10 protein-coding genes and 1 pseudogene are annotated in these 11,196 nt (G+C 71.1%); 5 read left to right on the forward strand and 6 right to left on the reverse strand.

The genetic code is table 11. From position 1 onward, the window contains the following. Positions 1–41 precede the first annotated feature (41 nt). Both STRIP9103_RS08780 and STRIP9103_RS08785 read right to left on the reverse strand, forming a co-directional pair. Positions 42–2,147 carry a catalase gene (locus STRIP9103_RS08780; RefSeq protein WP_009304444.1) on the reverse strand — a complete coding sequence of 702 codons (2,106 nt, stop codon included), beginning with the start codon at positions 2,145–2,147 and terminating at the stop codon, positions 42–44. Between the two features lie 2 nt (positions 2,148–2,149). Continuing rightward, on the reverse strand, positions 2,150–2,692 hold the full coding sequence (locus STRIP9103_RS08785; RefSeq protein ID WP_009304453.1) for a type 1 glutamine amidotransferase domain-containing protein: 543 nt from the start codon (positions 2,690–2,692) through the stop codon (positions 2,150–2,152). 179 nt (positions 2,693–2,871) lie between these two features. Here STRIP9103_RS08785 and STRIP9103_RS50585 point away from each other — a divergent pair, with 179 nt between their 5' ends. Continuing rightward, the gene (locus STRIP9103_RS50585) at positions 2,872–3,084 is read left to right on the forward strand and encodes a hypothetical protein (RefSeq protein ID WP_199790522.1); all 213 of its coding nucleotides are present in this window, start codon (positions 2,872–2,874) and stop codon (positions 3,082–3,084) included. 201 nt (positions 3,085–3,285) lie between these two features. On the opposite strand, the gene STRIP9103_RS08795 is transcribed toward STRIP9103_RS50585, so the two are convergent. The 3 genes from STRIP9103_RS08795 to STRIP9103_RS08805 form a co-directional block, all read right to left on the reverse strand. Next, positions 3,286–3,726, reverse strand: coding sequence for a CBS domain-containing protein (locus STRIP9103_RS08795; protein WP_009304437.1), 441 nt, complete (start codon positions 3,724–3,726; stop codon positions 3,286–3,288). 111 nt (positions 3,727–3,837) lie between these two features. Further along, a complete protein-coding gene (locus STRIP9103_RS08800) occupies positions 3,838–4,260 on the reverse strand; it encodes a DUF2795 domain-containing protein (RefSeq protein WP_009304458.1) in 423 nt (140 codons plus the stop codon). Positions 4,261–4,450: 190 nt separating this feature from the next. Then, a complete protein-coding gene (locus tag STRIP9103_RS08805; protein WP_009304450.1) occupies positions 4,451–6,253 on the reverse strand; it encodes a thiamine pyrophosphate-requiring protein in 1,803 nt (600 codons plus the stop codon). A 230-nt stretch (positions 6,254–6,483) separates the two neighbouring features. On the opposite strand from STRIP9103_RS08805, the gene STRIP9103_RS08810 reads away from it, so the two are divergent. Continuing rightward, complete coding sequence (locus STRIP9103_RS08810; RefSeq protein WP_009304448.1) at positions 6,484–7,278, forward strand: RNA polymerase sigma factor SigF; 795 nt, start codon at positions 6,484–6,486, stop codon at positions 7,276–7,278. 144 nt (positions 7,279–7,422) lie between these two features. On the opposite strand, the gene STRIP9103_RS08815 is transcribed toward STRIP9103_RS08810, so the two are convergent. Next, complete coding sequence (locus STRIP9103_RS08815; protein ID WP_009304451.1) at positions 7,423–8,535, reverse strand: PAS domain-containing protein; 1,113 nt, start codon at positions 8,533–8,535, stop codon at positions 7,423–7,425. A gap of 179 nt (positions 8,536–8,714) precedes the next feature. Here STRIP9103_RS08815 and STRIP9103_RS08820 point away from each other — a divergent pair, with 179 nt between their 5' ends. The 3 genes and pseudogenes from STRIP9103_RS08820 to STRIP9103_RS08830 form a co-directional block, all read left to right on the forward strand. Beyond that, the gene (locus STRIP9103_RS08820) at positions 8,715–9,431 is read left to right on the forward strand and encodes an ANTAR domain-containing response regulator (RefSeq protein WP_009304442.1); all 717 of its coding nucleotides are present in this window, start codon (positions 8,715–8,717) and stop codon (positions 9,429–9,431) included. Positions 9,432–9,832: 401 nt separating this feature from the next. Beyond that, the gene (locus STRIP9103_RS08825; RefSeq protein ID WP_048819943.1) at positions 9,833–10,633 is read left to right on the forward strand and encodes a hypothetical protein; all 801 of its coding nucleotides are present in this window, start codon (positions 9,833–9,835) and stop codon (positions 10,631–10,633) included. A gap of 227 nt (positions 10,634–10,860) precedes the next feature. After that, positions 10,861–11,196 (forward strand): annotated as a pseudogene (locus tag STRIP9103_RS08830) (pyridoxal phosphate-dependent aminotransferase); the annotation flags it as partial.

Consider the following 11,196-nt stretch of genomic DNA (forward strand, 5'->3'; position numbering starts at 1 on the left):
GTCGAAGTGCGGCTCCGCCGCGCGGGCGCGACAGCCGACCGTCAGCAGCGTGTCGGTGGGCGGTCCCAGTGCCTGTGGGCCGCGATCGCGGCCACGAACTCCCGTGTGAACTCCTCGGCGGCCGTGCCCTGGGCCGTGTCCGTCACCACTCCCCGGTCGGAGACCACGTGGTGGAACTCGGAGGAGAGGCGTAGGCCCTCCGGATTCAGGGCGGCCAGGAGGCCGACGCCGGAGCCGAGGGCGGCTATCGGCTTGCCGTGGCGGTAGGCGTCGCGGACGAAGCGCATCGCGTTCGGGTCGGTCACCGGGGACGGGGTGCCCACCGGGCCGCCCGGGAGCAGAACCGCGTCGTAGAGGACCGACGCCACGGTCGGCAGGGCCCGGTCCACGGTGTACTCCGCGCCGTCCGCGCCACGCACCGTGCCGTCCTGCGGGGCGATCGCCTCCACGATCGCGCCCTCGGCGGCCAGGGCCTCGCGCACACTGGTGACCTGCTCGGCGTCCACCCCGTCGGCGACCAGGACCGCGATCTGCCGGGTGCGGATGGAACCGTCGCCGCGCTGGGACTCCAGGCTGAGGGCCGGGGAGGCGAGTTTGTACGACACCGGATCGGCGGGCGTCGGTACCGGCACCCCGATGCCCTGGGCCACCTCGGACGCCAGCTCCGGGTCCACCTTGGTGAGTTGCTCCACCGTGCGGGCGCGGACGGTCAGCGCGCCGACCTTGCCCAGCTCGAAGCGGAACGCCGCCACGATGTGCTGTTTCTCCCAGTCGGCCATGCTGTTCCAGAACATCGCGGCCTGGCTGTGGTGGTCCTTGAAACTCTCGCTGCGGCGGCGGATCTTGGCGCCGTCGACGCGTTGGGTGTAGTGGGTGAAGGCGTGGCCGTCGACACCGGCGTGCGCGGGACAGCCGCCGCCCAGGGAGTTGGGGAAGTAGTTCGTGCCGCCGTGGATCGTGGACTGGTGGTAGCCGTCGCGCTGGTTGTTGCGGACGGGGGCGACCGGACGGTTGACCGGCAGTTGGCTGAAGTTGGGGCCGCCCAGACGGATCAACTGGGTATCGAGATAGGAGAAGTTGCGGGCCTGGAGCAGGGGATCGTTGGTGAAGTCGATGCCGGGGACGACATTGGCGGTGTGGAAGGCGACCTGTTCCGTCTCCGCGAAGAAATTCTCCGGGTTGCGGTCCAGCACCATACGGCCGATCGGGCGGACCGGCACCTGCTCCTCCGGAATGATCTTCGTGGCGTCGAGCAGATCGAAGTCGAACGCGAACTCGTCCCCCTCCGGCACCAGTTGGACACCCAGCTCCCACTCCGGGAACTCACCGGCCTCGATCGCGTTCCACAGGTCCCGCCGGTTGAAGTCCGGGTCACGGCCCTGGCACTCCTGCGCCTCGTCCCACACCAGCGAGTGCGTGCCGAGCTTCGGCTTCCAGTGGAACTTCACGAACGTGCCCCGCCCCTGAGCGTCGACGAAGCGGAAGGTGTGCACGCCGAAGCCCTGCATCATGCGGTAGCTGCGCGGAATCGCCCGGTCCGACATCAGCCACATGATCGCGTGCAGCGTCTCCGGCTGGAGCGAGACGAAGTCCCAGAGCGTGTCGTGCGCCGAGGCGCCCGTCGGGATGTCGTTGTGCGGCTCCGGCTTCACCGCGTGCACGAAGTCCGGGAACTTGATGCCGTCCTGGATGAAGAAGACCGGGAAGTTGTTGCCGACCAGGTCGTAATTGCCTTCCGACGTATAGAACTTGGTCGCGAAGCCCCGTACGTCACGCACGGTGTCCGCCGAGCCCTTGGGGCCCTGCACCGTCGAGAACCGCACGAAGACCGGGGTGCGCACGGACGGGTCCTGGAGGAACGCGGCGCGCGTGAACTCCGCGCAGGACTCGTACGGTTCGAAGTAGCCGTACGCGCCCGCGCCCCGTGCGTGCACCACCCGCTCGGGGATGCGTTCGTGGTCGAAGTGGGTGAGCTTCTCCCGGAAGTGGAAGTCCTCCATCAGCGTCGGGCCGCGCTCGCCCACGGTCAGGGAGTCGTCGGTGTGGTCGACGGTCACGCCCTGATCGGTGGTGAGGGGGCCGGACGCCGGGTCCACCGCCTGGGACGCCTCGCGCTGCTGTCGTTTGCGGTCGCTGGGGGCGCCCATGTTCAGCGGGCCTCCTTGTCGAAAACGTCGAGGAACGCCTCGCAGAACGCCTTGAGGTCGTCCGGCTTACGGCTGGTGATCAGCTTGTTCGGCCCGTGGTCGCAGACGCGGACCTGCTCGTCCACCCACTCGCCGCCCGCGTTGCGGATGTCGGTGCGCAGACTCGGCCATGAGGTCAGGACCCGGCCGCGGACCACGTCCGCCTCCACCAGCGTCCAGGGGGCGTGACAGATCGCGGCGACCGGACGGCCCCGCTCGAAGAACTCCCGGACGAAGGACACCGCGCCCTCGTCCATACGCAGGAAGTCCGGATTGGCCACCCCGCCCGGCAGGACGAGCGCGTCGAACGACTCGGCCGGCACCTCGCCCACGACGTCGTCGACGGCGAACGTGTCCGCCTTGTCGAGATGGTTGAAGGCCTGTACGTGGCCCGGCCTGGTCGACACCAGCACGGGTTCGTGGCCGGCGTCCGCCGCGGCCTGCCACGGGTCGGTCAGCTCGATCTGCTCGACACCCTGCGGTGCCGTCAGAAACGCGATACGCATGGGGGCTCAGTCTCCTTTCTCCGCCTCGTCGGCCGCCCGCCAGGTGGCCGCGTCGGCGCTGATGCGGTTCCGGTGCTTCCCGTGCTCCTCCTGCTTCCTCGCCCGGCGCCTTCGGTGGCCCGCCCGTGCACAGCGCAGCAACTCCTCGCCGCCAGGCGTCCGGATCCGAACGTCCGCCCTTGAGCAGGGACTCGACCTGGTCGTGGTGCAGGCACATCAGGGCGGCGAGCGCTCCGAAGGGCAGCGACTCCAGGAAGCTGTGGATGTGCTGCTCGACCGGCTTGACCTCGCGGTCGCTGTGGACGGCGGTCCGCACGTCCCACAGCGCGGTCGCCTCGTGCGCCGCCGCCCCGGCCAACCGCACCGACAGCAGCAGGGGATTGATCTCGTAGCGCAGGGTCAGGGCGATGGGCACCCCGACCTGCGTCATCATCAGCGTGGGGGCACCTCCCACGCCCGGCACGAACCAGGACGGCAGGAGGCCGTACAGCAGATACCGGGTGGTCGCCTCGCCGACGTCGACCGAGTGGGACGCCGCGCTGATCTCGGCGACCTGGTCGCGGGCCATACGGCCACCTCCTCGGGGTTGGATCTCAGGCCGGGGCGGCGCCCGGCCAGGTGTCCGGTTCGGCCCGGCTGATGTCGGCGAGCGCCGAGCGCGGGTCCTGGGAGACGGCCAGGTCGCCGAGGCTCACCATGCCCACCGGGTGCCCGTCCTCCAGGACGGGAAGCCTCCGTACCGCGTGGTCGCGCATCAGCGTGACGGCGACGGACACCGCGTCGTCCGGGCCGACCACGACCGGGTTCGGGGTGCAGACGGCCTGTGCGCTCACCGTCAGCGGGTCGACGCCGTCGGCCACGGCCCGCAGCGTGATGTCACGGTCGGTCAGGACCCCGATGAGCCGGCCGTCCGCGGCGACGAGAACGTCCCCGATGTCCTGTGCGCGCATCAACTGCGCCGCTTCGACGAGTGAGGCGTCCGGGCGGACCATGACGACGCCTGACGTCATGACTTCCCTCACGAAATCAGCCATGGGCTGGGCCTTTCGTTGCTTCTCTCCACCTGAGGGGGCACGCCCGCGTCGGCGTGACCCCGCCCGCAGTACCCGTGGGCGGGGCGGCCATGCCTCCCTGTCGTGTGTGGGTCACGTGCCCTCCTCGGCGGTCCGCCCGCCGCCGCCCCGACTCCCGGCCCGGCCCTGGACGGCGGCTTCCGCCAAGTGGTGCACCGAGTCGTAGCGCGCCTTGCGCGGCAGCCGCTCCACGGTCTCCACCAGCGTGTCGGGGGCGTGCCGGTCGCGCAGGACGCGGACCAGTGCTGTCGGGCCCGCCGGGAAGGACGAACGGGTCAGGAACCTGGCCAGTTCCGACCGCAGCGCCTCGACCCTGGCGGACGCGCCCCGGGACCGCACCGGCCCGGAGGCGACCTCCGGGTCGTCCTCGGCGGGCGGTTCCGGGTCGTGCCACTCCTCGACCCGGGTGTTGTGCCCCGAACGGAGCAACCCCTGCAGTTCGTGCTTCATCTCGTCGTCGCGGTGAACGCTCAACCGGTCGCTGCCTCGCTGCATGACTGCCCTCCGGATCTTCCAGATCTTTCGTGGGCCCACGCGTACCCGAAGACCCGGAGCCGACACGGCCACCACGTGCCCGTTTTGCACACGCTCCGCGCCGACCCGTCTCGATCGACCGCCCAGCCCTTCTTCTCGCCCAGGCCTTCTTCTCGCCCAGGCCTTCTTCTCGCCTAGCCCTTCTTCTCGCCTAGCCCCTCTTCTCCTTGTGGCCCGGCAGGAACTCCTGCATCTTCGCCTTGAAGCCCTGCTTGATCACCGAACCCCGGTCCGCGTCGCCCTTGAGGATCGAGGCGGCCGTGGCCTCCATCTGCTCCCAGGTGGCGTGCGGCGGGATCGGCGGCACCGCCGGATCGGTCAGGAACTCGACGACTGCCGGGCCGTCGGCCTCCAGGCCCGCGCGCCAGCCCGCCTCGACGTCCTCCGGCTTCTCCACCCGGACACCGGTCAGGCCCAGGGAACGGGCGAAGGCGGCGTACTGGACGTCCGGCAGCTCCTGCGAGGGCAGGAACGACGGCTCGCCGCCCATCGCCCGCAGCTCCCACGTCACCTGGTTCAGGTCGTGGTTGTTCCACACGCCCACCACCAGCCGCGGATCCTCCCAGCGGTCCTTGTACTTGGCCGCCGTGATCAGCTCCGCCAGCCCGTTCATCTGCATCGCGCCGTCGCCGACCAGCGCGATCGCCGGACGGTCCGGATGGGCGAACTTCGCGCCGATCGCGTACGGCACCCCGCAGCCCATCGTCGCCAGCGTGCCGGACAGCGAGGAGCGCATGCCGTCCCGCATGGTCAGATGCCGGGCGTACCAGTTCGCCGCCGAACCGGAGTCCGAGGAGATGATCGCGTTGCCCGGCAGCAGCGGGTCGAGCGCATGCGCCACGTACTCCGGGTTGATCGGATGGGCCGACAGCTCCGCCCGCCGCGCCATCACCTCACGCCAGCGCGCCACGTTCGCGCACACCGTGTCGTACCACTCACGGCCCCGCCCTTCCGCCCTGATCAGCGGGATCAGCCGCTCCAGCGTCGCCTTCGCGTCACCGACCAGATTCACGTCGTACGGGTAGCGCATCCCGACCATGTGCGGATCGATGTCGATCTGGACGGCCCGCGCCTTGCCGAACTCCGGCAGGAACTGGGAGTACGGGAACGACGAGCCGATGGTCAGCAGCGTGTCGCAGTCACGCATCAGCTCGTACGAGGGGCGGGTGCCGAGCAGGCCGATCGAGCCCGTGACATACGGCAGCTCGTCGCTCAGCGCGTCCTTGCCGAGCAGCGCCTTGGCGACGCCCGCACCGAGCAGCTCGGCGATCTGCTCCACCTCCGCGCGGGCCCCGGCCGCCCCCTGGCCGACCAGGATCGCGACCTTGTCGCCGGCGTTCAGGATCTCGGCGGCCCGCTCGAGCGACTGCGCCGAGGGGATCGCCGTCCAGCCACTGCGGTCCAGGCTGGAGGGGACCATCTTGAAGTCATGGGTCGGCGCCGAGTAGTCCAGCTCCTGCACATCACCCGGAACGATGACCGCCGTCGGCGCATGCCGTGCGTAGGCGGTGCGGATCGCCCGGTCCAGCACGTTCGGCAGCTGCTCGGGCACCGTGACCGTCTCCACGAAGTCCGAGGCCACATCCTTGAACAGGGTGTGCAGATCCACCTCCTGCTGATACGAGCCGCCCATCGCGCTGCGATGCGTCTGACCGACGATCGCGAGCACCGGCACATGGTCCAGCTTGGCGTCGTACAGGCCGTTGAGCAGATGGATCGCGCCCGGACCCGAGGTCGCCGCGCACACTCCGAGCCGACCCGAGAACTTGGCGTAACCGACCGCCTGGAACGCGGACATCTCCTCGTGCCGTGACTGGATGAACCGCGGTCGGTCCTCGGCCTGGCCCCAGGCGGCGAGCAGACCGTTGATGCCGTCGCCCGGGTAACCGAAGACATGTTCCACTCCCCATTCCCGCAGCCTGTGCAGGATGTGATCGGCGACCGTGGTGCTCATACTGGACCTCCCGGGGTGGTGACCTTCAGCCCGAGTCACCCGCCCCGCCCACGAGAAACCTCGATGTGTTTGCCGTCCATGGGCCGGGGCAGGCGCATCACAGTGCTTCGGACAGGAGGCACGTCCGTGGGAGAGGCGATTTTCCCGCCACGGGTGTGCCCGATTCCGTGCCCGCCCGCGCCCCACGGTGACCGTCCATCCCAGCACCCTCAAGGGAGTTGCGACGCACCATGCGTACTCAGGCAAGCGCGAAGCACCACCCTCACGACGACGCCCCCGACACCGCGGAAGCGTTCCGGAAGCTGGCCACCCTTCCCCCCGGTCAGCAGCGTGACACGCTCCGTGACGAGATCGTCGAGGCGTGGCTGCCCATGGCCGAACGGCTCGCGGGACGGTTCCGCAGCCGCGGCGAGAGCTACGAGGACCTGCGCCAGGTCGCCGCGCTCGGCCTGGTCAAGGCCGTCGACCGGTACGATCCCGAGCGCGGCAACGCGTTCGAGAGCTATGCCGTGCCCACCGTCACCGGTGAGATCAAGCGGCACTTCCGGGACCATATGTGGACCCTGCACGTACCGCGCCGGGTCCAGGACCTGCGCAACCGCGTCCGGTTCGCCGTCCAGGACCTGTCACAGACCATCTCGGGCCGCCGGCCCACCAACGCCGAGATCGCCGAACACGCCAACATGAGCGAGGAGGACGTCCAGGTCGGCCTTGAGGCCCTGGAGAGCTTCACCGCGCTCTCGCTGGACGCGGAGCTGCCGGGCAGCGAGGACGGGTACTCGCTCGCCGACGCGCTGGGGGCGCCCGATCCGGCGCTCGACACGGTGGTGGACCGCGAGGCCGTGAAGCCGCGGTTGGCGGCGTTGCCGGAGCGGGAGCGGGAGATTCTGTACATGCGGTTCTTCGGGGACATGACGCAGAGCCGGATCGCCGAGCAGATGGGGATCTCTCAGATGCATGTGTCCCGGCTGATCAGCCGGTGCTGTGACCGGCTGCGGGACCAGGTCATGAGGGACGCGGCGTAACTCCGTCGGCTGAGCCGTCGGGCGCCGTCGGGTCGGTTGGGCCGTCGGGCGCCGTGAGACGCCGTTGGGGTGCGGGGCGCGTGTTCCGGCTGCGGGTTCGTCCTGGCTGGGCGCGCCCCCACTCTCGGCTTGACTCGGGGGCCCCTACTGGGGCGCGTTGCCCATCGCCAGGGCTATATGGCGGGACATCGTGTCCATCGCCTTTGCCTCTGCCATCGAGAAGGCCAGGCGGGCTCCTGAGCGGAAGAGGGTGAGCACGCCCTTGACGTCGCCCTCCGGGGTCGCCAGGGGGACCGACAGGAGTGATGTCACGTTCGCCTTGACGAGCACCGGGGCGCCCGTGTCGTCGCGGCCGAAGGCCTCCGGGTCGGCGGGGCGGACCTGGAGGGCGGTGGAGCCGCCTCTGGCGGCCTCGACGACCAGGGGGCAGGCGGCGGGGTTCTGCTCCGCCAGGAGCCGCGCCTCGTTCTCGGAGGGGGCCAGGACCGTCGTACGGGTGAGGTCCGGGGTCGTCGTGTCGGCGATCACCCAGTCGGCGAAGCGGTCGTGCAGGACATGGGCCGCTCGGTCCAGGGCCGCGGCGGCGGGTGCGGTGAGCAGGGCCGTGGTCATGGCGTCCAGCAGGTCCATCAGCGCCGCGTGCCGGGTCGTCTCGGTGAGGTCGGGCAGGGGGCGGGCGGGAGGCTCGACGGAGGGCATACGGTCGCCCGCGGGCTGCAGGACGACGAGCACGGTGTTGCGGGGTTCGCTGGTGGGGCGCAGCGCGGTGAGCGTCGCCCGTACCGGCACCGAGGGGCGCTGCTGGAGGTGCACGGTCAGGCTGCGGTCCCCCTCGCCTCGGGCGACGGCCGCCGCCTGGCTCCGGAACGCTATCCGGTCGGCGTGCGCCAGGAACCCGGTGAGCGGGCGGCCCGTCGCGTAACCCGCCCGTACGCCCGTGAACGCGGTCGCCGCCGGGTTGAGCCGGCGTACCGCCGTCTCGCGGTCCACCAACGCGAGCGGCAGCGGCAGACATTGGAACACCGCCTTCAGCAACTGCTGTTCCCGGGCGGCCGGAGAGCTCCCGCCGGACGAGCCGGACGTGGTGAGCCGCTCGTACCACGGCCACAACTGGTCGGCCACATGGTCGAGTTCGAAGATCGCCGCGTCCAGCACCGTCGGCAGATCGCCGGTCGGCACCGACCGGGCCGCCTTGAGCTCGGAGATACGGCGCACGAAGTCCGCGAGTTCCTCACCGAATTCGTCCGTCTGCGTCATGCGACGAAGTTAACGCCTGGGAGGCCCCGACGGGGACGGCCGGGTGGAAGCCGACGGTGACGGGCGGAGGGCGGCGCGCGGAGACGGGCGTCGGAACCCCGTACATCTGTTTTCCGCGCAGGTGAGCGGGAAGGCGACCGGGAGTGGGGGGAGAGAGAGGGAGAAAGGAGGAGCGCATCATGCCGGAAACCGAACAGCTCGGCCTTCTGGGCACGGAATCCCCGGAGTCGGCCCTTCCGGGAAGGCGGCTCTCGGAACTCGCCGAACAGGCGGCCCGCTGCACCAACGACTGCTGCGGCGCCAGCAGCATGGTCTGCGAGGACGGCAGCGAACGACCCGCCGCGGTCACCCATCCCGACCTCGCCGGACTGGTCTCGGTGCAACTGCGCTGCGGGGACGGCCCGATCCCAGCCGCGCTGGAGCGCGGCGAGCCCGTCGACTCGGCGGACCTGCTGCGGGACGAACGCTGGCCGGAGTACCGGGCCGTCGCCCTCGACGCGGGCGTACGGTCCAGTGTCACGATCCCCTTCAGGCGTTCCGGCCTGACCGTGACCCTCAGCCTCTACAGCTTCCGGCCCGGCGTCCTGCAGGACGTCCCGCACGGCCCCGCCCGCGCGCTCGGCGACCTCGCCACGTCCTGCATGGCCCGCGACCGCTCCTACCGCGCCGCGCTCACCGAACTCGACCAACTCGGCACCGCCATGCGCACCAGGCCCGTCGTCGACCAGGCCTGCGGCATCGTCATGCACGTCCTCGCCTGCGACGCGGACGCCGCCTTCACCGTCCTCCGCCGCATCTCCCAGTCCACCAACCGCAAACTCTCCGAGGTGGCGGCAGCGGTGGTGGAGAAACGGGGCCGGGGCTTGGAACGAGAACTGGCATCACTCTCCAACTAGCCCAAACCCGAGCACGCCCAAAGAGACACGGGACTGCACCGACATACGGCTCGGCCGCGTGGGCGCGCTCAGCGACGGTGCCCCGGCAGCTCGCAGTGGTCGCCTATCCCGGGTTTTTAGGGGCGCGGGGCTGTGTCCACTTGCGGCTCCGCCGCGTGGGCGCGACAAGCCACGACGAACCCGCAGCCGGCAACGAATCCGGTACCCCAACGGCGCTCAACGGCTGAACCCGGCGGAGCGAACGGGCGGAGCGAACCGTCACCCGCTCGGCGGCCACAGGTCCCGCAAATGGCGCCCGGCGGCGCGCGCGGCGCCGACGGGCCCGCTCTGATGGAGCCCGGGGCACGGCGGTCGTGCCCCGACCGCCGGAGCCGGCCTAAGGAGCCCCGACCATGCGCCCCATGCGCCGCACAGCCCATGTCCTGTCCGCACCCGCCCTGATCGGCGCCGTCCTGGGCGCCGCCGCCCCGGCCGCCTACGCGGACCCGGCGGCCCAGGTCGATCCGCAAACCGTCGCCCCGGGCGGCACCGTCACCATCTCCGTCTCCTGTGATCCGACCGACGGACCGGCACCCGAAACCATCGACGCCGGCTCCCAGGCCTTCGAACAGGGCACGGTCACACTGCAACGGCTGCCGGGCAACGACGACCCCGCAGGTGGCCCCTCCTACCAGGGCACCGCGACCATCGCTCCGGCCGCGGACTTCGAGATCGGCGTGGACGCGACGGGCGGCTCCACCGAGTGGGGCGTGGACGGCAGCTGCCCGGCGCCACCCGGCGGCGAGGAGAAGCAGTGGAGCGCCACCCTCACCGTCCACCTCGGCGACGACCCGAACCAGCCCGCACACGGCGACCCGTACCAACCGACACAGCCTGATCAACAGCTCGACCCACTGCTCGATCCCCAGTCCGGCCATCAGGGCGATCCACTGCTCGATCCCCAGTCCGGCCATCAGGGCGACCCACTGCTCGACCCCCAGCCCGATCATCAGGGCGACCACCACGCCACCCACTGGCCGACACACCATCCCGACCACCAGTCCACGCACACCCCCGCCCCCGTCCAGCGCGGCGTCCACGCGGGCGACGGCGGAGCCTTCAGCGACTCCGTCCCGGCGATGGTCGCCGGCGGCCTCCTTATCGTCGGCGCGCTCGTTGCCGTCGTACACCGTCTGCGCAACCGGGACCGGTGGATGCCGTGACCGCCGGGCACACCGACCGGTCGCCGGCGGACGCCCACCCGGCGGTCGGCGCCACCCGTACGGGTGGTCATGAGGCGTGTGATCCCGGGTACTGACAGGCCGAGGGCGTAGGACGAACGCGGCGCGTCCCGGGGCGTGACGGAGCGCGATCGACATCCGGAGCGCACCAGCGACCGCCCCGGAGCGCCAGGCGCCGGACAACGCAACACGACTGCGCGGAGGCACACATGCGGCGGACGGAACCCGAAGACCACGGTCCCGTCCGCTATGGCCCGCCCCCTCCCGACCAGGGCCTGCCGGTCCTCCCCGAACTGGCCGCCGTGCTCTCCGCCGCCGCGGCCCGCCCCGAGGCCCTACCACCCGGTGGCCAACCGGCGCTCCTGGACGCCGCCTGCGGCTACTGGGACCGCCGAGGCCTGCACACCACGCTCGACCGGGTCGTCGCGGCCCCCGGCGCCCCCGCCCTGCTGCTCGCGCTGACCGCCGCGCTCGGCGGTGACGTCCTGCTGCCACGGCCGTGTGCCGCCTGGTGGGAGCCCGAGGCGCGGGCGCTGGGCAGATCC

The organism is Streptomyces ipomoeae 91-03 (assembly GCF_000317595.1).
In the GTDB taxonomy this organism is placed as follows: domain Bacteria; phylum Actinomycetota; class Actinomycetes; order Streptomycetales; family Streptomycetaceae; genus Streptomyces; species Streptomyces ipomoeae.

Bases quoted from the DNA above. Each gene is read 5' to 3' on its own strand.
- STRIP9103_RS08820 (WP_009304442.1), top strand. From the start codon at position 8,715: ATGCCGGAAACCGAACAGCTCGGCCTTCTGGGCACGGAATCCCCGGAG.
- STRIP9103_RS08800 (WP_009304458.1), bottom strand. From the start codon at position 4,260: ATGCAGCGAGGCAGCGACCGGTTGAGCGTTCACCGCGACGACGAGATG.
- STRIP9103_RS08815 (WP_009304451.1), bottom strand. From the start codon at position 8,535: ATGACGCAGACGGACGAATTCGGTGAGGAACTCGCGGACTTCGTGCGC.
- STRIP9103_RS08805 (WP_009304450.1), bottom strand. From the start codon at position 6,253: ATGAGCACCACGGTCGCCGATCACATCCTGCACAGGCTGCGGGAATGG.
- STRIP9103_RS08825 (WP_048819943.1), top strand. From the start codon at position 9,833: ATGCGCCGCACAGCCCATGTCCTGTCCGCACCCGCCCTGATCGGCGCC.
- STRIP9103_RS08810 (WP_009304448.1), top strand. From the start codon at position 6,484: ATGCGTACTCAGGCAAGCGCGAAGCACCACCCTCACGACGACGCCCCC.
- STRIP9103_RS08785 (WP_009304453.1), bottom strand. From the start codon at position 2,692: ATGCGTATCGCGTTTCTGACGGCACCGCAGGGTGTCGAGCAGATCGAG.
- STRIP9103_RS08795 (WP_009304437.1), bottom strand. From the start codon at position 3,726: ATGGCTGATTTCGTGAGGGAAGTCATGACGTCAGGCGTCGTCATGGTC.
- STRIP9103_RS08780 (WP_009304444.1), bottom strand. From the start codon at position 2,147: ATGGGCGCCCCCAGCGACCGCAAACGACAGCAGCGCGAGGCGTCCCAG.